Origin of the sequence: Rhodococcus sp. LB1 (assembly GCF_001583455.1) — a bacterium.
GTDB lineage: Bacteria > Actinomycetota > Actinomycetes > Mycobacteriales > Mycobacteriaceae > Rhodococcus_F > Rhodococcus_F opacus.
The window spans coordinates 48,506-75,125 of the sequence record NZ_LTCZ01000412.1; the positions used below are offsets into that span (position 1 = coordinate 48,506).

Annotated in this window: 28 protein-coding genes; 12 read left to right on the top strand and 16 right to left on the bottom strand. The window is 69.0% G+C overall.

What is annotated here, in order from left to right; all coding sequences use genetic code 11:
• Positions 1–26: 26 nt before the first annotated feature.
• The 7 genes from cobA to mqo form a co-directional block, all read right to left on the bottom strand.
• A complete protein-coding gene (gene cobA / locus AZG88_RS41280) occupies positions 27–1,253 on the bottom strand; it encodes a uroporphyrinogen-III C-methyltransferase (protein WP_005240615.1) in 1,227 nt (408 codons plus the stop codon).
• A gap of 47 nt (positions 1,254–1,300) precedes the next feature.
• A complete protein-coding gene (locus tag AZG88_RS41285) occupies positions 1,301–1,681 on the bottom strand; it encodes a cobalamin biosynthesis protein (protein WP_005240613.1) in 381 nt (126 codons plus the stop codon).
• On the bottom strand, positions 1,674–3,074 hold the full coding sequence (locus AZG88_RS41290; protein WP_061700996.1) for a cobyrinate a,c-diamide synthase: 1,401 nt from the start codon (positions 3,072–3,074) through the stop codon (positions 1,674–1,676). The genes AZG88_RS41285 and AZG88_RS41290 overlap by 8 nt, the downstream gene beginning before the upstream one ends.
• Complete coding sequence (gene cobO / locus AZG88_RS41295) at positions 3,068–3,682, bottom strand: cob(I)yrinic acid a,c-diamide adenosyltransferase (protein WP_005240608.1); 615 nt, start codon at positions 3,680–3,682, stop codon at positions 3,068–3,070. Before cobO ends, AZG88_RS41290 begins: the two co-directional genes overlap by 7 nt.
• Before the next feature lie 36 nt (positions 3,683–3,718).
• A complete protein-coding gene (locus AZG88_RS41300) occupies positions 3,719–5,632 on the bottom strand; it encodes a magnesium chelatase subunit D family protein (protein WP_061700997.1) in 1,914 nt (637 codons plus the stop codon).
• 211 nt (positions 5,633–5,843) lie between these two features.
• Positions 5,844–6,365: a GNAT family N-acetyltransferase gene (locus AZG88_RS41305; protein ID WP_005240604.1), complete on the bottom strand. Its 522-nt coding sequence runs from the start codon at positions 6,363–6,365 to the stop codon at positions 5,844–5,846.
• Positions 6,366–6,429: 64 nt separating this feature from the next.
• Complete coding sequence (gene mqo, locus AZG88_RS41310) at positions 6,430–7,974, bottom strand: malate dehydrogenase (quinone) (protein WP_005240602.1); 1,545 nt, start codon at positions 7,972–7,974, stop codon at positions 6,430–6,432.
• A gap of 121 nt (positions 7,975–8,095) precedes the next feature.
• Between mqo and AZG88_RS41315 the strand changes: the two genes are divergently transcribed.
• From AZG88_RS41315 to AZG88_RS41325, 3 genes are read left to right on the top strand one after another with little or no spacing between them, the layout of a single operon-like run.
• On the top strand, positions 8,096–9,106 hold the full coding sequence (locus AZG88_RS41315) for an alpha/beta hydrolase (protein WP_005240600.1): 1,011 nt from the start codon (positions 8,096–8,098) through the stop codon (positions 9,104–9,106).
• Positions 9,103–10,488 (top strand): mycothione reductase, encoded by a 1,386-nt coding sequence (mtr, locus tag AZG88_RS41320; RefSeq protein WP_061046016.1) that lies wholly within the window; start codon positions 9,103–9,105, stop codon positions 10,486–10,488. The genes AZG88_RS41315 and mtr overlap by 4 nt, the downstream gene beginning before the upstream one ends.
• Positions 10,485–10,814 carry a YnfA family protein gene (locus AZG88_RS41325; RefSeq protein ID WP_061046015.1) on the top strand — a complete coding sequence of 110 codons (330 nt, stop codon included), beginning with the start codon at positions 10,485–10,487 and terminating at the stop codon, positions 10,812–10,814. The genes mtr and AZG88_RS41325 overlap by 4 nt, the downstream gene beginning before the upstream one ends.
• Before the next feature lie 30 nt (positions 10,815–10,844).
• Here the strand turns inward: AZG88_RS41325 and AZG88_RS41330 are convergent, their stop codons facing one another.
• Positions 10,845–11,411 (bottom strand): alpha/beta fold hydrolase, encoded by a 567-nt coding sequence (locus AZG88_RS41330; protein ID WP_025432360.1) that lies wholly within the window; start codon positions 11,409–11,411, stop codon positions 10,845–10,847.
• Between the two features lie 103 nt (positions 11,412–11,514).
• Between AZG88_RS41330 and AZG88_RS41335 the strand changes: the two genes are divergently transcribed.
• The 3 genes from AZG88_RS41335 to AZG88_RS41345 are packed head-to-tail and all read left to right on the top strand — an operon-like array spanning position 11,515 to position 13,474.
• Positions 11,515–11,877, top strand: a complete 363-nt coding sequence (locus tag AZG88_RS41335; RefSeq protein ID WP_005240593.1) for a GntR family transcriptional regulator — start codon at positions 11,515–11,517, stop codon at positions 11,875–11,877.
• The gene (locus AZG88_RS41340; protein ID WP_061700998.1) at positions 11,874–12,779 is read left to right on the top strand and encodes an ABC transporter ATP-binding protein; all 906 of its coding nucleotides are present in this window, start codon (positions 11,874–11,876) and stop codon (positions 12,777–12,779) included. The genes AZG88_RS41335 and AZG88_RS41340 overlap by 4 nt, the downstream gene beginning before the upstream one ends.
• On the top strand, positions 12,776–13,474 hold the full coding sequence (locus AZG88_RS41345) for a hypothetical protein (RefSeq protein ID WP_061046013.1): 699 nt from the start codon (positions 12,776–12,778) through the stop codon (positions 13,472–13,474). The genes AZG88_RS41340 and AZG88_RS41345 overlap by 4 nt, the downstream gene beginning before the upstream one ends.
• On the opposite strand, the gene AZG88_RS41350 is transcribed toward AZG88_RS41345, so the two are convergent.
• From AZG88_RS41350 to AZG88_RS41365, 4 genes are all read right to left on the bottom strand, one after another.
• Positions 13,471–15,009, bottom strand: a complete 1,539-nt coding sequence (locus AZG88_RS41350) for a cobyric acid synthase (protein WP_061700999.1) — start codon at positions 15,007–15,009, stop codon at positions 13,471–13,473. The genes AZG88_RS41345 and AZG88_RS41350 overlap by 4 nt on opposite strands.
• On the bottom strand, positions 15,006–15,863 hold the full coding sequence (gene map, locus AZG88_RS41355; protein WP_005240585.1) for a type I methionyl aminopeptidase: 858 nt from the start codon (positions 15,861–15,863) through the stop codon (positions 15,006–15,008). Before map ends, AZG88_RS41350 begins: the two co-directional genes overlap by 4 nt.
• Positions 15,864–15,924: 61 nt before the next feature.
• A complete protein-coding gene (locus AZG88_RS41360; RefSeq protein ID WP_005240583.1) occupies positions 15,925–16,632 on the bottom strand; it encodes a GntR family transcriptional regulator in 708 nt (235 codons plus the stop codon).
• Complete coding sequence (locus AZG88_RS41365; protein ID WP_061701000.1) at positions 16,629–17,186, bottom strand: hypothetical protein; 558 nt, start codon at positions 17,184–17,186, stop codon at positions 16,629–16,631. Before AZG88_RS41365 ends, AZG88_RS41360 begins: the two co-directional genes overlap by 4 nt.
• A 127-nt stretch (positions 17,187–17,313) precedes the next feature.
• Here AZG88_RS41365 and AZG88_RS41370 point away from each other — a divergent pair, with 127 nt between their 5' ends.
• Genes AZG88_RS41370 through AZG88_RS41385 form a run of 4 tightly spaced genes read left to right on the top strand, consistent with a single transcriptional unit; the run spans position 17,314 to position 21,188 of the window.
• On the top strand, positions 17,314–18,354 hold the full coding sequence (locus AZG88_RS41370) for a 2-aminoethylphosphonate ABC transporter substrate-binding protein (RefSeq protein WP_005240579.1): 1,041 nt from the start codon (positions 17,314–17,316) through the stop codon (positions 18,352–18,354).
• A 2-nt stretch (positions 18,355–18,356) separates the two neighbouring features.
• Positions 18,357–19,526, top strand: coding sequence for an ABC transporter ATP-binding protein (locus AZG88_RS41375; RefSeq protein WP_061701001.1), 1,170 nt, complete (start codon positions 18,357–18,359; stop codon positions 19,524–19,526).
• Complete coding sequence (locus AZG88_RS41380) at positions 19,523–20,428, top strand: 2-aminoethylphosphonate ABC transporter permease subunit (RefSeq protein WP_005240575.1); 906 nt, start codon at positions 19,523–19,525, stop codon at positions 20,426–20,428. Before AZG88_RS41375 ends, AZG88_RS41380 begins: the two co-directional genes overlap by 4 nt.
• Entirely contained in the window at positions 20,403–21,188 is a 786-nt protein-coding gene (locus tag AZG88_RS41385; RefSeq protein ID WP_061046010.1) for an ABC transporter permease, read from the top strand. Before AZG88_RS41380 ends, AZG88_RS41385 begins: the two co-directional genes overlap by 26 nt.
• 60 nt (positions 21,189–21,248) lie before the next feature.
• On the opposite strand, the gene AZG88_RS41390 is transcribed toward AZG88_RS41385, so the two are convergent.
• A complete protein-coding gene (locus AZG88_RS41390; RefSeq protein ID WP_061701002.1) occupies positions 21,249–22,871 on the bottom strand; it encodes an AMP-binding protein in 1,623 nt (540 codons plus the stop codon).
• 109 nt (positions 22,872–22,980) lie between these two features.
• Here AZG88_RS41390 and AZG88_RS41395 point away from each other — a divergent pair, with 109 nt between their 5' ends.
• Positions 22,981–23,856, top strand: coding sequence for a helix-turn-helix transcriptional regulator (locus AZG88_RS41395; protein WP_061701003.1), 876 nt, complete (start codon positions 22,981–22,983; stop codon positions 23,854–23,856).
• A gap of 54 nt (positions 23,857–23,910) precedes the next feature.
• Complete coding sequence (locus AZG88_RS41400; protein WP_061701004.1) at positions 23,911–25,332, top strand: APC family permease; 1,422 nt, start codon at positions 23,911–23,913, stop codon at positions 25,330–25,332.
• A 16-nt stretch (positions 25,333–25,348) separates the two neighbouring features.
• On the opposite strand, the gene AZG88_RS41405 is transcribed toward AZG88_RS41400, so the two are convergent.
• From AZG88_RS41405 to AZG88_RS41415, 3 genes are read right to left on the bottom strand one after another with little or no spacing between them, the layout of a single operon-like run.
• A complete protein-coding gene (locus AZG88_RS41405) occupies positions 25,349–25,777 on the bottom strand; it encodes a GyrI-like domain-containing protein (protein WP_005240566.1) in 429 nt (142 codons plus the stop codon).
• A complete protein-coding gene (locus tag AZG88_RS41410; RefSeq protein WP_061701005.1) occupies positions 25,774–26,256 on the bottom strand; it encodes a GyrI-like domain-containing protein in 483 nt (160 codons plus the stop codon). Before AZG88_RS41410 ends, AZG88_RS41405 begins: the two co-directional genes overlap by 4 nt.
• Position 26,257: 1 nt before the next feature.
• Positions 26,258–26,563 (bottom strand): hypothetical protein, encoded by a 306-nt coding sequence (locus AZG88_RS41415; protein ID WP_037179142.1) that lies wholly within the window; start codon positions 26,561–26,563, stop codon positions 26,258–26,260.
• Between the last annotated feature and the right edge of the window lie 57 nt (positions 26,564–26,620).

The following is a 26,620-nucleotide window of genomic DNA, read 5'->3' on the forward strand; positions in this document are numbered from 1 at the left end:
TCCGGAATCAGACACGAGGGTTCACGTTACCCAGCGTCCACAGAAAACCCGGCCACCGGCCCGATGACCACGATGGCGGGCGGCCGGATCTGCTCTTCCTTCACCCGGGCGGCGACGGTCTGCAGATCGGCGCGCACGGTGCGCTGCGTGCGCAGCGTGCCCTCCTGGATGACCGTGACCGGTGTGTCCACCGGACGGCCACCCTGCATCAGGACCGTCGCGAACGCCTCGATGCGCTCGACGGCCATCAGCAACACGATCGTGCCCTTCAACCGGGCCAGCGCCGACCAGTCGACGAGTGAATCCGGGTGGTCGGGGGCGACGTGACCGCTGACGACGACGAACTCGTGGGTGACGCCCCGGTGAGTGACCGGGATGCCGGCGGCCGACGGCACCGAGATGGCACTGGTGATCCCGGGGACGACCGTGACGGGCACACCCGCCGCGGTGCACGCCTCGAGTTCCTCGTAGCCGCGCCCGAACACGTACGGGTCGCCGCCCTTGAGCCGCACCACGAACTTTCCGGCCTTCGCGCCCTCGATGAGGGCGGCGTTGATCGCCTCCTGCGCCATCGCACGGCCGTAGGGAATCTTCGCCGCGTCGATGACCTCGACGTCGGAGCCCAGTTCGGCCAGCAGTTCCGGCGGGGCGAGGCGGTCGGCGACCACCACGTCGGCCCGGGCCAGCAGTCGCCGGCCGCGCACGGTGATGAGATCGGGGTCGCCCGGACCGCCGCCCACCAGTGCGACACCGGCCGCCGGTGACTCGGCGGTGTCGGCGACCGCACCGGATTGCAGGCCCTCGACGAGGGCGGTGCGCACTGCGGCGGACCGGCGGTGGTCGCCGCCGGCCAGGACGCCGATGCTCATCCCGTCGTAGCTCGCGCTCGCCGGAGTGACGGCAGTGCCGTAGCGGGCGTTGTCGGCGCGGACGCAGAAGACACGATTCCGCTCCGCCTCGGCGACGATCGCCGCGTTGGTGTCCGGTTCGTCCGTGCACGCGATGGCGTACCAGGCGTCGGCGAGGTCGCCGTCCCGGTATTCGCGAAGTTCCACTGTGATCTGTCCCGCGGTGGCCATTCCCTCGACCGCCGGCGTGACCGCGCGGCTGATCAGGTGCACCCGCGCACCCGATGCGATCAGGAGCCCGAGCCTGCGCTGTGCCACTGTTCCGCCACCGACCACGACCACACGACGATCGGCCAAATTGAGTCCGACCAGGTAGTTGGTCTCGTCTCCGGTGGCAGCAGTCACGCGCTCTCCCCGTTTCTCCAGAAAATCCTGCACGTCTCGTCTCGAACCTACGAAACTTTACGGGCTGCCGCGACGACGACGCCATTCGCGGACCACTTGGTCACGATCAGGGGCCCGCCGTCCGCGCCGAGCACCGCCGCCGCTTCCGCGACGCTCGGCGATCCCGTCGCCGAGTGCACCCGGTCCGACGGGTTCGCCACCTCGACGCCGGCCAGTTCCCCCGCGGCGAATCCGCGGACGGGGACATCCAACGCCGCTGCCGCATCGCGGACAGCCGGGTCCGCGGCCTTGCGGTCGAGGGTGCACAGGCAGTCCAGTGTCGCGTCCGGACCCAGGTTCGCGGACGTCAGCACGTGCCGGACTGCGGCGAGGATGTCCGCGATGCCCGCTGCCGCACGGAAGCCGACGCCGACGCAGACGTCACCCATGCGCGGCGAAGGTGCGGGCCGCGGCCGCGAAACGGGTGATCGCCTCCGGGTGACCCGCGGGGTGCGTGTGCAGGTACGACGCGTGCACGCCGCCGCGCACGAAACCCTCGCGCGCAGGGTGGCCGTCCCAGGGCCGCCAGCCCCAGGCCGGTGCACAGCCGTCCGCCTCGGCCGCCGCGAGCGACGTGCGATGGAACTCGTGTCCGACCACCCGCTCACCTGCCGCGAAGAGGATGGAGTCCGTGACCGCCACCGCCTCGCGGTACCCGAGCGTGAGACGAGACCCGAACGAGGCGTCGACCCCGACCACGGAGGCCATCGCGTGCCCGTCGAGGCTTCGGGCGAGGTAGAGCAGACCGGCGCACTCCGCATGGATCGGCGCCCCCGCCGTCGCGAGTTCGCGTATCTGCGTCAGGAGCGCGGAGTTCTCCGCGAGGGCGACGGCGTGCTCCTCAGGGAAACCACCGGGCAGCACCACGCCGCTCGTGCCGGGCGGCAACGCGTCGTGCAGGGGGTCGAACGTGATGACGTCCGCACCGGCGGCACCCAGGAGTTCGCGGTGTTCGGCGTACCCGAACGTGAACGCCCGGCCCCCGGCGATCGCCACGGTCGGGCGCGGGCCGGGCGGAATCGGCCCGACCTCGGCGGCGGGGTCCCACACCGGCCCGTCGACCGCCGAGGCCGCGAGCGCGCGGATGGCGGGCAGGTCGAGGTGGCGGGCGGCCAATCGGGTCATCGCGTCGACGGCGTCGACCGCGTCGGCACCGTGCTCCGCCGCCGGGATCAGCCCGAGGTGCCGGGACGGGACCTCCAGTTCGGCCATCCGCGGCACGGCGCCGAGCACGGGAAGTCCGACGCGCTCGCATGCCTGCCGCAGCACCTGTTCGTGCCGCGGGCTTCCCACCCGGTTGAGGATCACCCCGCCGATGCGGACCCCCGAGTCGTAGGTCGAGAAGCCGTGCAGGACCGCGGCCAGGCTCTGACTGTGCCCGCGGGCGTCGACCACGAGCACGACCGGGGCGCCGAGCAGCGCCGCCACCTGGGCCGTCGATCCCTCGGCCGACGGCTCCTGCGCCGCGGCGTCGATCTTGCCGTCGAACAGGCCCATGACGCCCTCGACGACCGCGAGGTCGCACCCCGAACTGCCGTGCCGGTACAGCGGGGCGATCCGCTGCGCGCCCACCATGACCGGGTCGAGATTGCGTCCCGGCCGTCCGGCCGCGAGCCCGTGGTATCCGGGGTCGATGTAGTCGGGGCCCACCTTGAACGGTGCCACCGCACAGCCCGACCCACGCAGGGCTCCGACCAGACCGGTTGCGACGGTGGTCTTTCCGCTACCCGACGCGGGGGCGGCGATGACCACTGCGGGCGCCGCGGGGAGCGTGGTCACCACTCGATGCCCCGCTGGCCCTTCCGGCCGGCGTCCATCGGATGCTTGATCTTGGTCATCTCCGTCACCAGATCCGCCGCGTCGATCAGCGCCTGCGGGGCGTCGCGGCCCGTGATCACCACGTGCTGGTTGCCGGGCCGGTTCTGCAGGACCTCGACCACCTCGTCGACATCTACCCACCCCCACTTCAGGGGATAGGTGAACTCGTCCAGCACGTAGAACCGGTGTTCCTCGGCTCCCAGCCGGCGGGCGATCTCGCGCCATCCCTCGGCGGCCGCGGCGGCGTGGTCTTCCTCGCTGCCGTGCTTGCGCGTCCACGACCAGCCCTCGCCCATCTTGTGCCACTGCACCGCCCCACCGACACCGGTGTCCTCGTGCAGCTGGCCGAGGGCGCGGAAGGCTGCTTCCTCCCCCACCTTCCACTTGGCGCTCTTGACGAACTGGAATACCCCGACGTCGAATCCCTGATTCCAGGCACGCAGCGCCATGCCGAACGCGGCCGTCGACTTCCCCTTGCCCGGTCCGGTGTGGACCGCGAGCACGGGAGCGTTGCGTCGTTGACGTGTGGTGAGGCCGTCGTTCGGAACGTTCTCGGGAACACCCTTGGGCATGTGTCTTCTCTCTCCCCTACCGAATCCGCGTCCGGATCACGCCGCGGCGCGGACGACGCCCGCGACCTGCTGCGCGGACAATTCACCGAGGCGGACGTAGCCGCCCCGCAGCCGGCGGGCCAGCTCCGCGGCCAGCCCGAGCCGGACCATGCCGGTCTCGCAGTCGACGACCACCGACGCGACCGAGCTGTCGGCGAGCAGCCCCGCGGCCACCTTGGCCCGGTGCAGTGCGTCCTTGCCGCCCGTCGCCCGCCCGTCCGTCAGCGCGACGACGAGCGCGCGACGCTGCGGGTCGCGGAGACGTTCCCGCAACACGACCTCACGCGCGCGCAGGAACCCTTCTGCCAGTGGGGATTTGCCGCCTGTCTTCATTCCTCGCAGGCGGCGGACGGCGATGTCCACCGACGAGGTGGGCGGCAGAACCAGTTCCGCGGCTCGTCCGCGAACCGTGATCACCGCCACCTTGTCGCGGCGCTGGTAGGCGTCGCGCAGCAGTGAGACGACGGCACCGGTGACGGCCGACAATCGGTCGCGGGCTGCCATCGACCCGGACGCGTCCACGACGAACACCACGAGGTTGCCCTCGCGGCCCTCGCGAATCGCCCCGCGCAGGTCGGCGGAGTCGAGGATCATCCGACCGGTGCTCCGGCCGCGGGCCACCTGCCGCTCGGCGGCGGCGAAGAGCGTGCCGACCAGGTGGAGTCCGTGCCCCTGTTCGGCGGTCGAGCGGACCGCGCGACCGCGGGACGAGCGCGATCGGGAACGCCGGCCCGGCGCGCCCTCGCCGACTCCGGGTACCTCGAGGAGTTTGGTGGTGAACTGCGTGCCGGTCGGCCCGGCCGGGCGTTCCGGGGGTGCCGGAGCCCCGCCTCCGGGCCCGTCGGGATCGTCGGGTCCGTCGGGGTCGGTGCCACCGCCGTCCGGTTCGGTCGGGGTGCCGGGCGGAGTTCCCGGCTCCTGCTCCGGTGGTTCCTCGGCACCGGACCTGGCGTCCTCGTCGGCCTGGCGGAGGGCGTCGTCGAGCTGCTGTTCATCGAGGCCGGGTTCGTCGAACGGATCCCGGCGACGGCGGTGCGGCAAGGTCAGCTCGGCGGCGACCCGCACGTCCTCCGCGGTGACGGCGCCTGCGCCCCGCCATGCGGCGTGCGCGGTCGCGGTCCGGGCGAGGACGAGATCGGCGCGCATGCCGTCCACGTCGAACGACGCACAGAGAGAAGAGATTCGGCGCAACTCGATGTCGTCGAGCACGACGGAGTCGAGCCGGTCGCGGGCCTCGAGGATGGCGGCGGCCAAGGCGGCGTCCTGCTCGGCGTAGCGCTCGGCGAAGCGTGCGGGGTCACGCTCGAAGTCCAGTCGACGCCGGACCACCTCCATGCGCACGTCCACCTCCCGCGACGCGGCGACGTCGACGGCCAGCCCGAACCGGTCGAGGAGCTGCGGCCGGAGCTCGCCCTCCTCCGGGTTCATCGTGCCGACCAGCACGAACCGCGCGGGGTGCGAATGCGAGATGCCGTCGCGCTCGATGTGGACGCGGCCCATCGCCGCCGCGTCGAGGAGCACGTCGACCAGATGGTCGTGCAGAAGATTGACCTCGTCAACGTAGAGAACACCCTGATGGGCGGCCGACAGCAGTCCGGGTTGGAACGCGCGCTCACCGTCGCGCAGGACCTTCTCGAGGTCGAGGGAACCGACGACACGGTCTTCCGTGGCTCCGACCGGCAGTTCGATCAGTCGCGCCGGGCGCGTCCCGTTCTCGTCGTGCACCGCGGGCAGCAGTGCGGTGAGAGCACGGACCACCGTCGATTTGGCCGTCCCCTTCTCACCGCGGACGAGGACGCCGCCGATACCGGGATGGACCGCGCAGAGGATGAGGGCCAGCCGCAACCGGTCCTGCCCGACCACCGCACTGAACGGGAATCCCCACGAAAAGTCGGGTCGAACCTGGTCCACTTCACGATCCGTACGCACGCTGCATCCCTTCACGTCCCGGTTTCCTCGCCGAGAGCTTTGGCCGGTACGAACGCCGCGGCAATCTGGCTGGGAGACCGGATCGGCAACCAGGGTGGTGGCAGCCGGTCAGAGATCCGTCACAGTGGCGGGACCGCGCCTGATTCGAACAGGACTTCCCCGCGGACATTCACCTGACGACCCTAGTCGGGGCCTACTGCCCGGCGCTCGACGGGGCCGCCTCCGCCGCCTCGTACGCGACACCGCCGTCGCCGAAGGCGGCACCGCCGCCGCGCCGCATGGGGACGTGCGGGATGCCGTCCTCGACGAACTCTTCGCCGTCCGGCTTGAAACCGTGCTTGGCGTACATGTCCACCAGATACGTCTGCGCGTTGATGCGGCACGGCGCGTCGCCGACCTCCGCGAGCGCGGCGCGCAGCAGACGCGTCGTGTGTCCCTGACCGCGCGCCGGCCGCGACGTGCACAGCCGACCGATCCGGAACGACTTGGTGCCGTCGGCGTGCTCCTCGAGGAGCCGGAGAGTGCAGACCACCTGACCGTCCTGTTCCAGCCAGAAGTGGCGGGTCTCGACCAGCAGATCACGGCCGTCGAGTTCCGGGTACGGGCACGCCTGCTCGACGACGAAGACCTCTACGCGGAGCTTGAGCAACTCGTAGAGCGTCTTGTTGTCGAGATCGAGTGCCCACGAACGCTTGAGTGCTGCAGTTGCCGTCATGACAGGCAACTATCGCACAGCACCGGCAAGTGTGCGCGCCCGTGGACCCGGGCCGGGCGGTGCGTCAGACCGCGACCGACGCGTCCTCCACCTTGCTGGTGTCGAGCTGGAGCACCTTCGACGTCCAGTCCCACACCTGCGAGAACAACGCGGTGTCGTCGGAGAGCTTGATGCCCAGCGACGGAACCATTTCCTGGAGCTTCGGCTTCCACGACTCGTACTGGGTCGGGAAGCAGCGCTGCAGCACGTCGAGCATGGCGGGCACCGCGGTGGACGCACCCGGCGACGCGCCGAGCAGTCCCGCGATGCTGCCGTCGGCGGCGTTGACGACGGCGGTGCCGAACTCGAGGACACCGCCCTTGCCCTTGGCTCGACGGATGACCTGGACGCGCTGGCCCGCGGTGATCAGCTCCCAGTCCTTGCCGAGCGCCTTCGGGACGAACTCCCGCAGGGTCTCGATCCGACCGGCCTCGGACATCGCGAGCTCACTGATCAGGTACTTGACGAGACCGAGTTCGCTGACGCCGACCCCGAGCATCGACAGCAGGTTGTTCGGCTTGACCGAACTGGGCAGATCGGTCACGCGGCCCTGCTTGAGGAACTTGGGCGACCAGCCGGCGTAGGGCCCGAACAGCAGTCCGGGCTTGTTGCCGATCACGCGGGTGTCGAGGTGCGGAACCGACATGGGCGGCGCGCCGACGGCAGCCTTGCCGTAGACCTTGGCGCGGTGCTGGTCGATGAGCTCCGGGTTGGTGCAGCGCAGGAACGCACCGCTCACGGGGAACCCGCCGAAGCCCTTGGCCTCCCCGATGCCGGACTTCTGCAGCAGGTGCAGCGCACCGCCACCGGCGCCGACGAACACGAACTTGGCGCGCACGACCTTCTTCACACCGTTGCGGCGGTTGGTGACCTTGACCACCCAGCTGCCATCGGACTGCTTGGTGAGGTCGGTGACCTCGTGCCCGAAGTGGACGACGCCGCCGGATGCGCCGACGTAACCGAGGAGCTGCTTGGTCAGGGCACCGAAGTCGACGTCGGTGCCGTCCTGGGTCCAGTTGAGAGCGACGGGGTCGCTGAAGTCGCGGCCCTTCGCCATCAACGGCAGGCGACGGGTGAACTCGTCGGGGGCGTCGATGTACTCCATGCCCGCGAACAGGGGGTGACCGGCGAGGGCGTCGTAGCGGGCCCGCAGGTACTTCGCGTTGGCCTCGCCGTGCACGAAGCTAACGTGCGGGATGGGGTTGATGAACTCCTTGGGCTGCGTCAGCACACCACTCTCGACGCCGTGCGCCCAGAACTGCCGCGACACCTGGAACTGCTCGTTCACGTTGACGGCCTTCGTGATGTCCACGGTGCCGTCGGCGTTCTGCGGGGTGTAATTGAGCTCACACAGCGCGGAGTGGCCGGTGCCCGCGTTGTTCCACGGGTCGCTGCTCTCGGCGGCTACTGCGTCGAGCCGCTCGAATGTGGTGATCGACCAATCGGGCTGCACCTGACGCAGGATCGCTCCCAGCGTCGCGCTCATGATGCCCGCGCCAACCAGCACTACATCCGTTTTCGTCTCTACCGCATTCTGATCTGACACTGGAGTATCGACTTCCTTGTCCATAGCCGTACGCGCATACGCCTGCCGTGTTCGCCGGATAGGTTACCCGCGCGTATGAGCGAGAATCACCTGCCCCAATTGTGCGCCTCCCCGCGCCCCGGAATCGCACATTAGATTGTGATCTGTGACTACATGGGCTCCCGACGTTCTCGGCGACGGTTATCAACAGCTGACCATCCCTCTCGGCACCGACCCCGACGGCGAGGGCGAGGTGAAGGCGACGCTGATCCGCTACCAGCCCGCGCAGGAGACGAAGAAGACCGGCCGCGCCGTGCTCTACGTCCACGGATTCACCGACTACTTCTTCCAGAAACACCTGGCCGAGCACTTCGCCGAACAGGGTTACGCCTTCTTCGCACTCGATCTGCGCAAGTGCGGGCGCTCGCTCGAACCCGGCCAGACGCCGCACTTCGTCTCCGATCTGACGCTGTACGACGCCGAACTGAACGAGGCGTTGCGCCAGGTCCGGGAACAGACCGGTGACGGGGAGGTTCTGCTGGTCGCGCATTCGACGGGCGGTCTGGTTCTGCCGCTGTGGCTGCACCGCCTGCAGCGCAGGCCGGGCGGCACCGCCGCGCTCGGCATCAGCGGGGTCATCCTCAACAGCCCGTGGTTCGACCTGCAGGGTCCGTCGTACCTGCGGAACGTGGGGACGGTGGCCGTCGACGCGCTCGGGCGCGTCAAACGCAAGTCGATCATCCCGAAGACCGGGCTCGACACGTACGGCGTGAGCCTGCACGTGGAGGGCAACGGCATCTGGAACTACAACCTCGACTGGAAGCCGCTGAGCGGTTTCCCGGTCACGTTCGGGTGGCTGCGCGCGGTACGCCGCGGCCATGCCCAACTACACCGTGGTCTCGACATCGGGGTTCCCGCCCTGATCCTCCGGTCCAAGGCGTCGTACTTCGCGCCGCGGTACGACCCCAGGGTCGACACGGCCGACGCCGTCCTCGACGTCCGGCAGATCGCCCGCTGGGCGGGGTGCCTCGGCGACCGCACCACGATCGTCCCCATCGCGGGCGCCCGGCACGACGTATTCCTGTCCGCCGATCAGCCGCGGGCGGAGGCGTTCGCCGAAGTGGACCTCTGGCTCGACTGGCTGCACGGCCACAACGCCGCGGAGGCCAACCGATGACACATTTCGATCTGGCGATCATCGGTTCAGGGTCCGGCAACTCGCTGCCCGACGATCGGTTCGCGGACAAGACGGTCGCGATCCTGGAGGAGGGCACGTTCGGTGGGACGTGCCTGAACGTGGGCTGCATCCCGACGAAGATGTTCGTCTACGCCGCTGAGGTGGCCCGGACGGTCGGCAATTCCGCGAAGTACGGCGTCGACGCGGAGCTCGAGGGGGTGCGCTGGCCGGACATCGTCAAACGGGTCTTCGGCCGCATCGACCCGATCTCGGCCGGCGGGGAGCGCTACCGCGCCGAGGACAGCCCGAACACCACGCTGTTCCGCGGGCACGCGACGTTCGTGGGCCCACGGACCCTCGACACCGGAACCGGGGAGGTCGTCACCGCCGACCAGGTGGTGATCGCGGCAGGGTCCCGCCCGATCATTCCCGACGTGGTCCGGGAATCCGGCGTGCGGTACTACACGAACGACGACATCATGCGGTTGCCGGAGCTGCCCGAGCGCATGGTGATCATCGGCGCGGGATACATCGCCGCCGAGTTCGCACACGTCTTCTCCGCGCTGGGCACCCGGGTGTCGCTGATCGCGCGCAGCGCTCACCTGCTGCGGCACCTCGACGAGGACGTCTCCCGCCGGTTCACGGATCTCGCTCAGAAGAAATGGGACGTGCACCGCGGCAGCGCCGTCGCAGCCGTGCGCAGCGACGGTGACGGCGTCGCGGTCGAACTCGAGGACGGCAGCGTCGTCTCGGGTGACGTTCTCCTGGTGGCGACCGGGCGGCAGTCGAACGGGGACGCCATCGGGGCCGCCGCCGGTGGCATCGACCTCGACGACGAGGGACGTGTCGTGGTCGACGACTATCAACGGACCAGTGCCGAAGGCGTTTTCGCGCTCGGTGACGTCTCCTCGCCGTACCAGCTCAAGCACGTGGCGAACCACGAGGCGCGTGTCGTTCAGCACAACCTCCTGCAGGACGCGTGGAGAGACACGTCGGGTCTGCGCGCCGCGGACCACCGGTTCGTTCCCGCCGCCGTGTTCACCGACCCGCAGATCGCGCACGTCGGGCTGACCGAGGCCGAGGCCCGGGAGGCTGGCTGGGACATCACCGTGAAGGTACAGGCGTACGGCGACGTCGCCTACGGGTGGGCGATGGAGGACGACGAGGGTCTGTGCAAGGTCATCGCCGAACGCGGCACCGGGCGGCTGCTCGGAGCGCACGTGATCGGCGCCCAGGCGCCCACGGTGATCCAGCCGCTGATCCAGGCAATGAGTTTCGGGCTGACGGCGCAGCAGATGGCGCGGGGGCAGTACTGGATCCACCCGGCGCTGCCCGAAGTCGTCGAGAACGCTCTCCTCGGCCTCGACCTACCGGCCGAGTGACGGTCGCCAAATCCGTCGCGCTGTTCGCCATCGCGGCGCTGTTCGAGATCGGCGGCGCGTGGCTGGTGTGGCAGGGCGTCCGCGAGCACCGGGGCTGGATCTGGATCGGCGCCGGTGTCGCGGCACTCGGGGCGTACGGGTTCGTCGCGACGATGCAGCCGGACGCCAACTTCGGCCGCGTCCTCGCCGCGTACGGCGGGGTGTTCGTCGCGGGCTCGCTGATCTGGGGCATGGTGGCCGACGGTTTCCGCCCGGACCGCTGGGACGTCTCGGGCGCCCTGATCTGCCTGCTGGGCATGGCCGTCATCATGTACGCCCCACGCTGAGCACGGTCGCACTCGGCGTGGGGCCGGGATCTACCAGGGGCTGGTGCGGAGAACGATCTCGGTGGCCAGCTCCGCCGCCGCGGCCGCCGGGACGTTGGTGACGTTGTCGAGTTGTACGACGCGGAAGTCGGAGTAGACGAAGCGTCCGCTCGCATCCGCCTCGGCACGCCGGTCGGGGCTGCCGATCATCACGGTCGTGGGGAGTTCGACCGGCGGGCAGTCGGATCCGCGCACCGCACCGGCGGCGTCGGGTGCGGCCGGATGCCCCCGGTCGGCCACCACGAGGCTGGCGAAGCGTCCGAACTGGCGAGCCGCCAGCGACCACGCCAGTTCGGCTCCTTCCCGGCTGCCGACGAGGTTGACCCACCCGACCTTCAGTTCGTCGAGCAGCGCCATGATCGTCGTCTCGTCGAGACCGGTGATGTCCTCGGGCACGATCGTGCGCAGATCGGAATTGTGCAGGCGCTCGCAGACGCCGTCGTAGACATCCGGTCCGTCGCCGGCCCCCGGTAGCAGGAGAACGGTGTGTTTGCTCTCCGGTCCGTCGATGCGGACCGTGCAGGTTCCATTTCCCACCGCCACGTGCGTCAGTTCCATGGGCTAAAAACTACGCGATCGGGGACGTCTTGCGCTCGGACCTCCCTGGTTCTATGGTTCATTACATGAGTAATGAACCGATCAACCGGCGGGGCGGGCGTCGATGATCGACAACGGCAGACCGCTGTTCCAGCAGATCGCAGAACTCGTCGAGAACTCGATCATCGACGGAACCCTTCCCGAGGAAGGCCAGGTGCCGTCCACCAACGAGCTCGCCGCCTTCCACCGGATCAACCCGGCGACCGCAGCCAAGGGACTGAATCAGCTCGTCGCCGACGGGATCCTCTACAAGAAGAGGGGAATCGGAATGTTCGTCACCTCCGGCGCCCGGAACGCGCTGCGCTTCCGGCGACGCGAGCGGTTCGCGCGCCAGTTCATCGATCCGCTCGTCACCGAGGCGGACAAACTCGGCGTCAGCATCGCCGAACTCAAGACCATGCTCGACCAACGGGAGGGAGCACGATGATCGGCACAGCGTTCGACACGAAGACGGTCGCCTCGGCGCGGGGCCTCGGCAAGAGATTCGGCGACTTCGTCGCACTCGACGGGATCGACTTCTCCCTGCAGGAGAACAAGATCTACGGTCTCCTCGGCCGAAACGGCGCCGGCAAGACCACGCTCATGCAGATCCTCACCGGCCAGGAGTTCCAGACTTCGGGCGTGGTCGAGATCTTCGGTCAGGACCCGCACGAGAATTCCCGGGTACTCACCGACGTCTGCTTCGTCAAGGAGAGCCAGAAGTACCCGGACGACTTCAGGGTCGGGCACGTCCTCGCGACCGCACGGCACCTGCTCCCCCGCTGGAACGAGGAACTCGCACAGACACTGCTGGAGGATTTCGATCTTCCGTTGTGCCGCAAGGTGAAGAAGTTGTCGCGGGGCATGACGTCCGCGCTCGGTGTGACGGTCGGTCTGGCCTCCCGCGCACCGCTCACCCTGTTCGACGAGCCGTATCTCGGCCTCGACGCGGTGGCACGGCACCTCTTCTACGACCGCCTTCTCGCCGACTACGCCGAACACCCGCGCACGGTCGTGCTCTCCACACACCTCATCGACGAGGTCAGCGACCTGATCGAACACGTGATCCTGATCGACAAGGGACGGATCGTCCTCGACGAGGACACCGACGCGCTTCGGGAAGGCGCCGTCGTCGTCTCCGGCCTGGCCCCGCTTGTCGCCGACTTCACCTCGAACAAGACTGTCCTGCACCGTGAATCGCTGGGCAATCACGAACGGGCGACCGTGCAGGCCAGCCTGTCGGACTCCGAACGGGACCGAGCGATGGACGACGGCCTGCATTTCGAGCCGCTCAGCCTTCAACAACTCGTGGTCCGCAGCACCACGGCCACCAAGGAGGACGCACGATGACGAACCGGGTCCTGACCGTCTCCCGCATCCACACCGTCGCCTGGCCCCTGCTCGTCGCGTGGCCACTGGGCGTGCTGGTCGCGTCGTTCACGATCGGGGCGGCCATCTTCGCGATGGTCGGCGACACCGGCAGCGACACCAACTTCACCGGCGGCGTCTTCTCGCTGTTCGGGTTCGCCCTCGTGTTCTACCTGCAGGCCATGACACAGACGTTCCCATTCGCACTGGGGATGAGCGTCACCCGGCGCGACTATTTCGCGGCCACCCTGATCGTCGCCGCCGTCCAGGTCTTCGTGTTCGGGGTGATGCTCTACGGACTGTCGCTGATCGAGGAGGCCACCGGCGGCTGGGGTGTCGGGATGCGGATGTTCGCGATACCCAACTACTTCACGTCCGACCCGGCGATCCAGCTGGCCGCCGATTTCGCCTTCCTGTCGCTGACGGCGGCGGCGGGAATGTTCCTGGGCGCACTGCATCACCGGTGGCGGGTGGTGGGACTCTTCACGCTCGGCGTCGGCACTCTCCTCGCCGCGGGCGCCGCCGCGTTCGTGATCACGTGGCAGAAGTGGTGGCCGGACATCGGCCACTGGTTCGCCGACGTGCCCCGGTCGGTGCCGCTGGTGTGGCTTCCGGCACTGGCCGCGGTGGCAGGGATCGTCGCGGCGTGGGCACTCGTCCGGCGCGCGACGGCCTAACGCACCAGGGTCGACGCGATGGCCGGGAGGATTTTCGGGGCGCCCGCGCCGAGGAGGTCCTCGAGGGCGCGGAGATCGAGATTCTGCTCCACCAGGTCCGCCAGCAGATCGAGTTGAGCCGTCCGGATCGCGGCGACATCCGTGTCCGGCGCAGTGACGAAACCAGTTCTCCCCGCGTGTTCGGCCACGTCGTCCAGTAGGAGCCGGCGGAAGCGGTCGGTCTCGAGCAGTCCGTGCCAGTGCGTGCCGTAGACGGCGCCGCGGATACTGCCCTCCGCGGCGCCGCTGCTCGCGTGGAGCAGCGGCTGGTCGCCGTTGCGCCGCACCCGGCCGTGATGGATCTCGTACCCGGACACCGGAACTCCGTGGGCGTCGCCGCGCGCCTGCGCGAGCACCTTGTCCGGGGCGAACTCGACCTCGAGGTCGAGCAGTCCGAGGCCGGCCACCGTACCCCGGCCGGATTCGACGTCGTCGACGATCACGGAACCGAGCATCTGGTAGCCGCCACACACGCCGAGCACCGGGCCGCCGCGTTTCGCGTGCGCGGCGATCGCATCCGCGATGCCGTTGCGGCGCAACCATTCCAGATCCGACACGGTCGACTTGCTGCCGGGCAGGACGATCAGGTCGGTGTCCTCCAGCCGCGACGGGTCGGTGACCCAGCGCACCGACACCCCGGGTTCGCACGCGAGCGCCTCGACGTCCGTCGAATTGGAGATGCGGGGCAGGCGGATCGCGGCCACGCGCAGCCAGTCGTCGCCGATCGGTGGTGCCGGACGTCCGACCGGGGCGTCCGCCACCACACCGAGCGAATCCTCCGCGTCGAGCCACAGGTCCTCGGCGAAGGGAATCACCCCGAGCGTCGGGCGTCCCGTCATGGCCGTCAACTGCTCGAGGCCCGGCGCCAGCAACGACACGTCGCCGCGGAACTTGTTGATCACGAATCCCGCGATCAACGCCTGGTCTTCGGGCTCGAGGACCGCCACGGTGCCGAACAGGTGGGCGAGCACTCCACCGCGGTCGATGTCGCCGACGACGACCACCGGCAGGTCGGCGGCCCGGGCGAGGCCCATGTTCGCGAGGTCCGTGGCTCGCAGGTTGATCTCGGCGGGTGAGCCCGCTCCCTCGCAGATCACGACGTCGTACTCGGCGCGCAGCGAGCCCAGTTCCTCGGCCACCACCGCGCGCAGGTGCTGCCGGTGCTCGATGTAGTCGCGGGCTCCGACGGTCGTCACCGCGCGGCCGCGCACCACCAGTTGCGACGTGCGGTCGCTACCCGGCTTCAGCAGCACGGGGTTGAAGCGGACACTCGGCTCCAGTCCGCAGGCCGCGGCCTGCAGGGCCTGCGCCCGGCCGATCTCGCCGCCGTCCAGCGTGACGACGGAGTTGTTCGACATGTTCTGCGCCTTGAACGGCGCCACCCGGACACCTCGCCGCGCGAGCATCCGGCACACTCCCGCGACGAGCACACTCTTGCCCGCGTCGGACGTGGTGCCGGCGACGAGCAGGGCGCCCTTCCACCGGCTCTCGCTCAAGGCAGGGTGAGGATCTCGTTGCCGGTCTCGGTGACCACGATGGTGTGCTCGAACTGAGCCGTCCACTTGCGATCCTTGGTGACGACGGTCCAGTCGTCGTCCCAGATCTCCCAGCCGATGTCGCCGAGGTTGATCATCGGTTCGATCGTGAACACCATGCCGGGTTCGATGACCGTGTCCACGGAGGGCTCGTCGTAGTGGAGGACGACGAGGCCGTTGTGGAAGGTGGTGCCGATGCCGTGTCCGGTGAAGTCGCGGACCACGCCGTAGCCGAAGCGGTGCGCGTACGACTCGATGACGCGGCCGATGACGTTGAGCGCGCGGCCCGGCTTGACGGCCTTGATGGCGCGCATCGTCGCCTCGTGGGTCCGCTCCACCAGCAACCGGTTCTCCTCGGCGACGTCCCCGGCGAGGAACGTGGCGTTGGTGTCTCCGTGCACGCCGCCGATGTAGGCGGTGACGTCGATGTTGACGATGTCGCCGTCCTGGATCACCGTCGAGTCGGGGATGCCGTGGCAGATCACCTCGTTCAGCGACGTGCAGCACGACTTGGGGAAGCTCTTGTAGCCGAGCGTCGACGGATAGGCGCCGTGATCGATCATGTACTCGTGCGCGATGCGGTCGAGCTCGTCGGTGGTGACACCCGGCGCCACCGCCTTACCGGCCTCCTGCAGGGCCCGGGCGGCGATCTTGCTCGCCACCCGCATGGCCTCGATGGTCTCCGGGGTCTGAACCCACGGCTCGTTGCCTTCCTTCGCCGTGGGCTTCCACGCGTACTCGGGACGCTCGATCCCCGCCGGTACGGCGAGGACGGGAGACACGGTTCCGGGGCTCAGTGCTGTGCGGACAGACATGGGTACCAGGTTAGCCCCGTGCACGGCCCGGTCGCCTCCGGACCCGTCGGGCGCGTCGACGTCACTCCCGCAGTGTGGTGAGGAAGGCGATCCGGTCGCCGCGGTAGAGGGAACGCACCCGTTCGATCGGCACGCCGTCGGTGTCGAGCGAGACGCGGTGGAGCCGAAGCATCGGCATCGCGGTGGTCGAGTCGAGCAGCGCGGCCTCCCGCGGGGAGGCCAGCACGGTCTCGATCCGCTCGGTCGCCGACGCGAACACCACGCCGGTCTCGCGGATCGCCGCGTACAGCGAGGTACCCGGATCGAATCGGCGCGCCATCTCCCCGAACCGGCCGGCGGGCAGATGGGTGCTCTCGAGCCCGATCTTCTCGTCGTCCGCGAGCAGGACGCGTTCGAGGTGGATGACCGGCGCTCCGAACGCGAGACCGAGCGCCTCGGCGAGATCCGCGTCGGCGCCGAGTTCCTCGAACGTCACCAGTTCGCGCCCGGGCACCCGGCCCTGACTGACCGCACCCTCGGTGTAGGACCGCAACGACAGCGGTTGCACGAGCTTCGGGCTGGCGACGACGGTGCCGCGGCCGCGACGCTCGACGCGACCCTCGACCAGCAGTTCGTGGATGGCCTGCCGCACCGTTTCGCGGGACACCGTGAACCGCAGGGCCAGTTCCCGCTCCGCAGGGATCGCGTCGCCCACCTCGAGTTCGGCGAGGATCGACTCGAGTTCGGTGCGGACCCGGTAGTACTTGGGGACGTTCGGCGTTTCCGTCATAGCGTGGCTGTCACCGCAAGCCGCACTCTGCGCGCGACGGCGATCACGTCGGGGACGCTCGGGGCCTGCGCCCCGGGGATTTTCGCGGCGTCGTCGTAGCGCCGGAGCCGGACGGCGTCGGGCCAGTACGGGTGGCCGGTGAACGCGGCGTCCACGGCGGCGCCGCCCCGAACTTCCAATGTCGTCACCGATTGCGCGGAGAGGGTTGCCGCATAACCGGATTCGGTGGCCACCAGATAGCGCTTGGCCGCGACGTGCGCCCCGGCGAGCCACCCGGCGCGTTCCCCGAATCGCGGCGTGAGCCAGTCACGCGCCTCGCGATCGTGCGCGCAGTCGTCGGGAAACCCGAGCGCGGGACTGCGGGCGATGTCGTGCAGTGCGGCGGCGAGGATCAACTCGTCGTCGGCACCGTCGTCCATCGCCCGCCCCGCGGACTGGAGGGCGTGGTCGAGTTCGTCGATCGCCTCGCCGTCGTAGACGTCGCGCAGCGACCACAGTGCCCCGGCAGTTTCGATCAGCACGGACTCTCCGGACGCGCTGCCGTCGTCGTTCATGCGGCCGAGCGTACCCGAAAAATGGTCTATACCAATTGTTCACCCGGCGTTCTCCTCGCAGTGGCCCAATGGTCTAGACCAAACGGCAAGCTCCTTTTCACAGTCCCCTCATCGTTAGGAACACCCCATGCGTCTTCGTCCCCGGATCGTCGCGGCCGCGCTGGCCGCGACCCTCCTCACCCTCGGAACCGCCTGCGGCGGAACCGGCACCGCCGCCGATTCGGGCACCGACACGGTCACCGTCTACAGCGCCGACGGGTTGTCCGGTTGGTACCAGTCGCGTTTCGACGCCTTCACCGCACAGACCGGAATCGCGGTGAACCTCGTCGAGGCCGGATCCGGCGAAGTCGTCTCTCGTCTCGAGAAGGAACAGTCGAACCCGCAGGCCGACGTCGTCGTGACGCTGCCGCCATTCATCCAGAAGGCCGACTCCCAGGGACTCCTCGTTCCGAGCGGTGTCGACACCTCCGCGGTTCCCGCGGCGGAGAAGGACGCGGCCGGTCACTACGTTCCCGTCGTCGAGAACTACCTGTCCTTCATCGCCAACCCGGCGGCCGCACCTGCTCCCCGGACCTGGGACGACCTGCTGTCCGACCAGTTCGAGGGCAAGATCCAATACTCCACCCCCGGCCAGGCCGGCGACGGCACCGCAGTGCTGCTGCTCCTGCAGCATCTGAGGGGCAAGGAGGGCGCGCTCGACTACCTCGCGAAGCTGCAGGCCAACAACGTGGGACCGTCGTCCTCGACCGGCAAGCTGCAGCCGAAGGTCAGCAACGGCGAACTGCTCGTGGCCAACGGTGACGTGCAGATGAACCTCACGTCGATCGCCGACGACGGCTCGAAATTCGACCTCTTCTTCCCCGCTGCCGCGGACGGCACCACCCGCACCACCGTCGCCCTGCCGTACGTGATGGGTCTTGCGAAGGGGGCGCCCCGCAGCGAGCAGGGCAGGCAGCTGATGGAGTTCCTGCTCGCCGAGGAGTCGCAGAAGACGGTCGCCGACGAGGCGCTCGGCATGCCGGTCCGCGAGGACGTGCGCGCCGCCGCGGGCCAGAGCGCCCCGGCGCGGGCACTGCAGGGGGTCCAGGTGTGGTCGCCGAACTGGAACGACGTACTCACCGAACTCGATTCGGACGTCGCCGCGTACCAGAAGGCCACCGGGAGCTGATCGTGTCGGGACTTCCAGCCAGGCGGGTAGACCCGTCGTACACCACCGCGGTCCGCGGAGCCACCGATTTCTCCGCGCCGGCCGTCACGTTCGACCGCGTCACCGTCGCCTACGGCCGCGGGAAGGGCGTCACCCACGCCCTGATCGATTTCAACCTGCGCGTCGGCCGCGGTGAGACGGTGGCCCTGCTCGGCCCCAGCGGGTCCGGGAAGTCGACCGCGCTCAAGGCGCTCGCGGGATTCGTCCGCCCCACTTCGGGTTCCGTGCGGCTCGGATCCCGCGACGTCACCGACCTACCGCCCGCGAAACGGGGAATCGGCGTCGTGGTGCAGTCGTACGCGCTGTTCCCGCACATGCGGGTGGCCGACAACGTCGCGTTCGGCCTCCGCTCCCATCGGGTGCCGCGGGCGGAGATCGGCGCGCGGGTGGCCGAGGCCCTCGACATGGTCGACATGGCCGCCTACGGCAAACGCCTGCCGCGTGAACTGTCGGGCGGACAGCAGCAGCGGATCGCGATCGCGCGGGCCCTCGCGATCCGGCCCGCAGTCCTGCTGCTCGACGAACCACTCGCCGCGCTGGACGCGCAACTGCGCGAGAGCATGCTCGGTGAGCTCTCGCGACTGCGTGCGGCCCTGCCCGACACCGCGATGCTCTACGTCACGCACGATCAGAGCGAGGCGCTGGCGCTGGCCGACCGGATCGCCGTCATGCGGAACTCACGGCTCGCCGACATCGACACCGCCGAGAACCTCTGGAAGCGGCCGCCGAGCAGTTTCACCGCGGAATTCCTCGGCGGTGCCAACCTGCTGCCGTGCACCGTCACCCGGGTGATCGGGACGTCGGCGCTCGTGTCGATCGGCGGTGTTCCCGTCACTGCCACCGCCCCTCAACCCGACATCGGGCACGTGGAATGGGAGTCGGACCTGCCCGCGTTCCTGTGTGTCCGCCCGCATGCGGTGACGCTGACCGCGCCCGGCGCGCGGGGTTCGTTCTCGGCGCGGATCGTCTCGACGGTGTGGCGGGGATCGACCACGCGGATCACACTCGCCGTCGACGACTTCGAGGGAGTGCAGGTGGACGCGGACGTGTCCGGTCACGACCAGCGCGCTCCGGGCACCGTCGTCGGCGTGCAGTTCCCGTCCGACGGCAGCGTCCTGGTGCCGGCGACATGACCGCGACCCTCGAGCGTCCGCCCGCCGCGACGGCCCCGCCCCGCCCCGAGCCGGTCCGGTGGCGGGGCATCGCGTGGACGCTCCCACCCCTGCTGCTCGTACTTGGACTTGCCGCCTACCCGATGGCCCGGGTGCTCACCGAATCCCTCGACTCCGATACCGGTTCGGGTCTGGACACCTGGTCCGGCGTCCTCGGGTCGGAACTGTTCCGCACGGCGCTGTGGCGGACGGTGCAGATCGCCGCCCTCTCCACCCTCGGCTGCCTGATCCTCGGCACGTTACTGGCGCTCGTGCTGGCGTTCGTCCCGTTCACGGGATCGAAGGTCGTGGGACGGCTGATCGATGCGGTGCTGTCGCTGCCGTCGTTCCTGATCACGCTGGCGTTCACGTTCCTCTATGGCACGGCGGGGGCAGTGAACGCGCTGATCGCGCGGATCACCGGCGACGCCGACGGACCGCTGAACTTCCTCGGCACCCCACTCGGGGTGATCGCCGCGGAGATCACGTTCTTCACGCCGTTCGTCGTCCGCCCCCTGCTCGCCGCGTTCACCCAGATCCCCCGCGAACAACTCGACGTCGCCGCCAGTCTCGGGGCGTCGCCGCTGCGGGTACTCCGGACCGTGGTGATGCCCGAGGCATGGCCCGCACTGATGGCGGGTGGATCGCTGGTGCTGCTGCTCACCCTCAACGAGTTCGGCATCGTCCTGTTCACGGGCGCCAAGGACGTGGTGACGCTGCCCGTCCTGATCTACACGCGCGGCATCGTCACGTTCGACCTGCCGGGCGCCGCCGTGATCGCCACCGTCCAGGTGGCGCTGTCGCTGACCCTGTACTGCACGTACCGATTCGTGTTCGCGAAGCTGACGGGAGGCAGCCGTGCTGCTGTGGACGACAAGATCTAGGGCGCTGACCCTGAGCCTGTTCGCACTGGTGGTGACCGTCGTGTTCGCGGCACCGATCGCCACCGTGGTCGCTGCCGCGCTGGCCGGATCCTGGACGGGCCCACTGCCCTCGAACCTCGGCGGCCGGAACTTCGCGGCGGCACTGTCCGACGAGAATCTCGCCAGCCTTGCCGTCAGCCTGCAGACGGCGTTCGTCGCGGGCGCACTGGCGCTGGTGGTCGGGACGTGGGCGGCACTCGCTGCGCGGGAGGCGCCGGCGTGGTTGCGCCGCATCACCGACGCCGTCTTTCACCTGCCGATCGCGATCCCGTCCGTGGCGATCGGTCTGGGTCTGCTGATCACGTTCAACTCGCGGCCGCTCCTGCTCGGCGGAACCAAGTGGATCGTGATCCTGGCGCACACGATCCTCGTGCTGGCCTTCACGTTCAGTGCCGTGTCGGCGGCACTGGACCGGCTCGATCCGGCCTACCGGCAGGCGGCCGAATCCCTCGGCGCCGGTCCCACCCGCGTCCTGCTGCGGATCACGCTGCCGCTCCTGCTCCCTGCGCTCGGCGCCGCCGCGGGCCTGTCGATCGCGCTGTCGATGGGCGAACTGGGCGCCACCGTGATGGTGTATCCGGCAACATGGAAGACGTTGCCGGTGAGCATCTTCGGGCTCACCGACCGCGGTCAGGTGTTCCTCGCCGCCGCCGACACCACCCTGCTGTTGGCGGTCACCCTCCTCGCCCTGCTGGTCGTCGGCCGCCTCCGCAGGCGCTGACGCACCCGTGCGCCTTTCCGGTAGCTGGAGCTACCGGAAAGGCGCACGGGCCCGGAGGGCCTACTTCTGGCGGAGCAGGTACCGCTGCACCTTGCCGCTGGGGGTCTTCGGCAGGTTGGGGACGAAATGCACGGTGCGCGGGTAGGCGTGCGCCGCGAACTTCTTCTTCACCAGCGTCTGCAGCTCGACCTCCAGTTCGTCGGTCCCGTCGACGCCGTCGCGCAGGACCACGAACGCCTCGAGTACCTCACCCCGCAACTCGTCGGGCATCCCGACGACCGCAGCCTCGACGACGTCGTCGTGCATGACGAGCACACTCTCCACGTCGAAGGGCCCGATCCGGTAGCCGGCCATGATGATCACGTCGTCGTCGCGGGCGGAGAAGAAGTAGAAGCCGTCCTCGTCGGTCTGCCCGGCGTCGCCGGTGAGGTACCAGCGACCGTCGGCGGTGAACCGCTGCGCGGTCTTCTCCGGGGCGTCGACGTAGCCGGTGAACCACATCAGCGGGCTGCCCAGGGTGTCGATCGCCACCCGGCCGGGGGTCCGCGGCGGGGCGATCGCGTCGGAGTCGTCCTCGAGCACGGCGCACGCCCACCCCGGCAGTGGTTTGCCCATGGACCCGTCGCGCACCTCTTCCCGCAGTCCGTCGGCCCAGGAGTTGGCGATGAACATGCCGTGCTCGGTCTGGCCGTAGTGGTCGCGCACGAACACGTTCAGGTTGGCCTCGGCCCACGAGATCACGTCGGGAGTGAGCGGTTCACCCGCCGACGACGCGCGTCGCAGTGTCACCGTCTCGGGGATCGGCGTGGGGTCGGCCCGCAGGCTGCGGTAGACCGTCGGCGCGGCGGCGAAGTTGGTGACGCCGAAGCGTTCCATCACCTGCCAGGTGAGGGGCGCGGAGAATCCGGCGTGCAGCAGGATGCTGCGGGTGCCCGCGGCGAGGGGTCCGAGCAGGGCGTAGTAGAGGCCGTAGGCCCAGCCGGGGTCGGCGGCGTTCCAGAACACGTCGTCCTTGCGGACGTCGAGGCCGAACTCCTGGTAGGCGTGGAACGACGCGAGGGCCCGCAGCCGCACCGGCACTCCCTTCGGTGTTCCGGTCGTGCCGCTCGTGAACAACTGGACGAGGGGTCCGTCGCCGCCGACCGTGACGGCCGCACCCTTCGCATCCGCGGCGTCGTGCGACTCCACCAGCGTCGCGAAGTCGAGAGCATCGCAGCCGGCCCCGCCCACGACGACGACCTGCCAGGACGCGTCCGCGGGGATGTCCTCCCCGGGGGTCAGCTTGTCGAGCTGGTTGGCGTCGGAGACGACGACCTTCGCCCCGCTCGCACCCAGCCGGAACGCGATCGCGGGCGGCGCAAACGCGGTGAACAGGGGAACGTGGACGGCACCCCGGCGCCAGATGCCGAGCAGCGCGACGACCAGTTCGGCCGACTTGCCCATCAGCGTCGCGACGTGGTCACCCGGCTCGACGCCGAGGTCCGCGAGTGCGGCGGCGAATCGCGTCGACTGCTCGCGCAGGTAGCCGTAGGTGAGGTCCGTCGACGACAGATCCGATTCGACGACGGTGAATGCCACGTCGTCGGCGGGGTGTCGATCACACAGCAGTTCCGCGGCGGACGCCGTCGGCGTGTCGTACTGGTCCAGCAGCTCACGCACGCGTGCGGTGGGATCGGTGGTCATGCGGTACTCCTTGTGCTCTCATGGCCCGTGACAGATGGTCGGGCCCTCGCCCGAACTCACTACGGTTATGATCTAGCTCACAGACCGCTGTGACTACCCCCGGAAAGGGGTGACCGACTTGGTTGCTCGTGCACCGTCGCTGCTGCGCCCTCGGGACGGGGACGCACTTCGCGGTGAGCTGCGCTCCATCGCAGCTCACGGCGTCGCGCCGGTCCTGTTCGGCGGCGAGGTCCAGGACGGCACACTGCACCTCAGCGAGTTCGTCGGCACTCGCACCAACAACCTCAAGGGCCTCGCCATCCCCTCGCGTTCCGGTCTCGGCGGCCGCGTGGTCGCCCAGCGCACACCGGCGGCGGTCAACGACTACGGCCGCTCCTCGACCATTACCCACCACTACGACCGGCCCGTCCTCAGTGAGGGGCTCCGGTCCATCCTCGCGGTACCGGTCATGGTGCGGGGCAGCTCGCGCGCCGTGCTCTACGCCGCCATCCGCGACTGCGCACCGATCGGCGACCGCACCGCCGACATCGTCGTCGCGGCATCCCGGCGCCTCGGCACCGAGATCGCCATCCGGGACGAGGTCGATCGCCGCCTCGAGATGATGAAGACGCTCGACGTGGGCGGTGCCGGCGGCGCCACCACCGAGGAGCTCCGCGACATCCACGCGGAGCTGCGGAGTGTGGCGCAGACCGTCGCCGACACCTCGTTGCAGGCCCGTCTCCGTGGGTTGTCGCAGCGACTGGCGGGCATTCTGCGGCCGGACGCCGACGGCGGCGACGAGGACCCCGGCGTCCGCCTCACTCCACGTGAGATCGACGTCCTGTCCCACGTGGCCCTGGGATGCACCAACAGCGAAGCAGCACAGCGCCTCTCGGTGGGACCCGAGACGGTCAAGAGTTACCTGCGTAGTGCCATGAGCAAGCTCGACGCACGGTCGCGGCACGAGGCGGTGGTGACCGCGCGCAGGCTCGGGCTGCTCCCCTAGCGAACACAGTCTTCTCGAACGAGGGACGCAGGCGGTAGCGAAAGGCGGTGGATCATGGGATCGACAGCGGACGCCACGAGTTCGAACGCACCGGATTCGAATTCGCCCGAACAGCCGAGCCTCAAACGGGTGATGGGCCCAGGGCTGCTGCTGTTGTTCATCGTCGGCGACATCCTGGGTACCGGGATCTACGCGCTCACCGGCAAGGTCGCCAACCAGGTCGGGGGCGCGGTGTGGCTGCCGTTCCTGGTGGCGTTCGTCGTCGCGATCATCACCGCATTCAGTTATCTGGAGCTGGTCACCAAGTTCCCGAAGGCCGCCGGCGCCGCGCTGTACACGCACAAGGCGTTCGGGGTGCACTTCCTCACGTACATGGTCGCGTTCGCGGTGATGTGCTCGGGAATCACGTCCGCGTCGACGGCGTCGCGGGCGTTCGCCGCCAATTTCGTCGAGGCGTTCCACCTCGACTTCTCCACCGGGATCGGCATCACCCTGCTCGGTCTCGGCTTCATGACGCTGGTGGGGCTCGTCAACTTCCGCGGGGTCAGCGAGAGCGTCAAGACCAACGTCGTACTCACCTGTGTCGAGCTGTCCGGCCTCCTGATCATCATCATGATCGGGCTGTGGGCCCTCGGCGTCGGCGACGGCGACTTCTCCCGGGTGGCCACGTTCGACACCGGCGACCGATCCGCACTCGGCGCGGTCGTCGCGGGAACCGCCCTCGCCTTCTTCGCGATGGTCGGGTTCGAGGACTCGGTCAACATGGCCGAAGAATGCAAGGAGCCGAGCCGCATCTTCCCCAAGGTCCTGCTGACCGGCCTGATCATCACCGGCTGCATCTACGTGTTCGTGTCGATCACCGCGATCGCGCTCGTGCCGGTGGCCGAACTCGGCGAGGGTGACACTCCGCTGCTGAAGGTCGTTCAGGCCGGGGCGCCCGGGTTCCCGATCGGGATCTTCGCGTTCATCACCATGTTCGCCGTCGCCAACACGGCACTGATCAACATGCTGATGGCGAGCCGGTTGCTGTACGGCATGAGCCGCGAGGGTGTCCTGCCTCCCCCGCTCGGCAAGGTTCACGCCACCCGGCGCACGCCGTACGTGGCCATCGTCTTCACCACGATCCTCGCCTTCGGCCTCATCACGTTCGTCGGTGAGGTCCCCGAACTCGGCGGCACCACCGCACTGCTGCTGCTGGGCGTGTTCACCATCGTCAACATCACCGTGCTCGTCTTGCGCAAGCAGCCGGTGGAGCACAAGCATTTCCGGGTGCCGACCATCTTTCCGATCATCGGCGCCCTCACGTGTGGCTTCCTCGTCACTCCTTTCGCCGACCGTCCCGCGGTGCAGTACCAGATCGCGGGCGTTCTCCTCGGAATCGGTGTCGTGCTGTGGGCCGGGACCGTCCTCGTGAACAAGAGGCTCGGCAAGGGCGGGCCCCAGATCGACCCCGAGAAACTCGCCGAGCACGAGTGACCCGCCCGGTCGCCGCTCAATGCAGTGAGAGGAACAGATCGACGGACCCGTCCGGATGATGCACCTCGAGGTCCTCGGTGAAGGCGCGTTCGATCCGGCCGCGCGCCGCCGCGTAGTCGGCGACGCTCCACGTCTCGGCGAGCGCATCCGGTTCCGATTCGTCCTCGCAACAGAATCGGGCGAAATAGCCGGAACGTACGCCGACCAGGACGTCGCCGGGCTCCATCTTGTCGGGCGAATCGCACGGATATCCGACGACCACCGTGAACGTGCGCGGCGGCGGGGAGGCCGCGTAGACGACGAAGATCTCGGAGATCCCCCGATCCCTGATCCGCTCCACCGTGTAGTCGACGAGTTCGCGGCCCGGCCCGGGTCGTCCGGGTTTGCCTTCGGGAATGGTCAGGCCCACAAACGATTCGGCCTGCCGCTTGACGATCTCGATCATCGCTTCTCACCCATCGCACTCGACGGCGCCCCGGACTCGTCCACGTGGATCGGAATGTACAGGTCCACGGCGTAGGCGTGCGGATACGCTTCGAGGTCCCCGGTGTACGTCCGCTCGATGTCGCCGTTCGTCTCCGCCTCGCTGACCTGCGCCCACAGCCGCAGCATCACGTCGGGAAACATTCCCCGCGAGGAGAACTTGGCGTACGTGCCGGGCGGGATCCGCGAAATGACGTGACCCCGCGTGGCGTCGTCCACCGTCGCGCACTCGTACCCGACGATCTGGGTGTAATACGACTCGACGTCGGGAGCGAAGTCGATGTAGGTGGAGGCGAGCGGCCCCCCGACCTCGTGGTGGAGCACTCTCGTCCATGCGCGGTCCAGGCGCGGGTCGCTCAGCTTCCCCAACGCGCGCTGGGGGCTTCGCACGGGCAGACCGGCCACCAGGGTCTCGCCGCGCTCGATGATCTCGAAGCCCATGTCAGATCGCATCTTCGAGTACGTGTGCGTCGCGAACGCCGACGCAGGGCACCCCTCGAGCCCGCGCCAGCTGCATCGCCATCGCATCGGACGGCGAACAGAGTCCGTCCAGGACGTCCTCGGTCGCGATCGCGCAGACGACGTCACCCTCACATTCGCTGATCGATTCGATTCCGCGGTCGGAAGCCCACTGCCGCAACGCAACCCACCGCGTCAGCTCGGTGCCGCCGCCCGGGCGCCCAACGAACAACACCCTCCGGGTACCGTTCGCTGTCTCCACGCGATTCACTTCTGCACTGATGGTCATGGTCCGACTTCCTGTCCACGTTGGCTTTTCGATCCCGACTGTGCGGGTTCTTCCGTC

Bases quoted from the DNA above. Each gene is read 5' to 3' on its own strand.
- AZG88_RS41340 (WP_061700998.1), top strand. From the start codon at position 11,874: ATGATCGGCACAGCGTTCGACACGAAGACGGTCGCCTCGGCGCGGGGC.
- AZG88_RS41335 (WP_005240593.1), top strand. From the start codon at position 11,515: ATGATCGACAACGGCAGACCGCTGTTCCAGCAGATCGCAGAACTCGTC.
- AZG88_RS41415 (WP_037179142.1), bottom strand. From the start codon at position 26,563: ATGACCATCAGTGCAGAAGTGAATCGCGTGGAGACAGCGAACGGTACC.
- AZG88_RS41345 (WP_061046013.1), top strand. From the start codon at position 12,776: ATGACGAACCGGGTCCTGACCGTCTCCCGCATCCACACCGTCGCCTGG.
- AZG88_RS41305 (WP_005240604.1), bottom strand. From the start codon at position 6,365: ATGACGGCAACTGCAGCACTCAAGCGTTCGTGGGCACTCGATCTCGAC.
- AZG88_RS41285 (WP_005240613.1), bottom strand. From the start codon at position 1,681: ATGGGTGACGTCTGCGTCGGCGTCGGCTTCCGTGCGGCAGCGGGCATC.
- AZG88_RS41390 (WP_061701002.1), bottom strand. From the start codon at position 22,871: ATGACCACCGATCCCACCGCACGCGTGCGTGAGCTGCTGGACCAGTAC.
- AZG88_RS41370 (WP_005240579.1), top strand. From the start codon at position 17,314: ATGCGTCTTCGTCCCCGGATCGTCGCGGCCGCGCTGGCCGCGACCCTC.
- AZG88_RS41400 (WP_061701004.1), top strand. From the start codon at position 23,911: ATGGGATCGACAGCGGACGCCACGAGTTCGAACGCACCGGATTCGAAT.
- AZG88_RS41360 (WP_005240583.1), bottom strand. From the start codon at position 16,632: ATGACGGAAACGCCGAACGTCCCCAAGTACTACCGGGTCCGCACCGAA.
- AZG88_RS41380 (WP_005240575.1), top strand. From the start codon at position 19,523: ATGACCGCGACCCTCGAGCGTCCGCCCGCCGCGACGGCCCCGCCCCGC.
- map (WP_005240585.1), bottom strand. From the start codon at position 15,863: ATGTCTGTCCGCACAGCACTGAGCCCCGGAACCGTGTCTCCCGTCCTC.
- AZG88_RS41365 (WP_061701000.1), bottom strand. From the start codon at position 17,186: ATGAACGACGACGGCAGCGCGTCCGGAGAGTCCGTGCTGATCGAAACT.
- cobO (WP_005240608.1), bottom strand. From the start codon at position 3,682: ATGCCCAAGGGTGTTCCCGAGAACGTTCCGAACGACGGCCTCACCACA.
- AZG88_RS41405 (WP_005240566.1), bottom strand. From the start codon at position 25,777: ATGATCGAGATCGTCAAGCGGCAGGCCGAATCGTTTGTGGGCCTGACC.
- mqo (WP_005240602.1), bottom strand. From the start codon at position 7,974: ATGGACAAGGAAGTCGATACTCCAGTGTCAGATCAGAATGCGGTAGAG.
- AZG88_RS41330 (WP_025432360.1), bottom strand. From the start codon at position 11,411: ATGGAACTGACGCACGTGGCGGTGGGAAATGGAACCTGCACGGTCCGC.
- mtr (WP_061046016.1), top strand. From the start codon at position 9,103: ATGACACATTTCGATCTGGCGATCATCGGTTCAGGGTCCGGCAACTCG.
- AZG88_RS41410 (WP_061701005.1), bottom strand. From the start codon at position 26,256: ATGGGCTTCGAGATCATCGAGCGCGGCGAGACCCTGGTGGCCGGTCTG.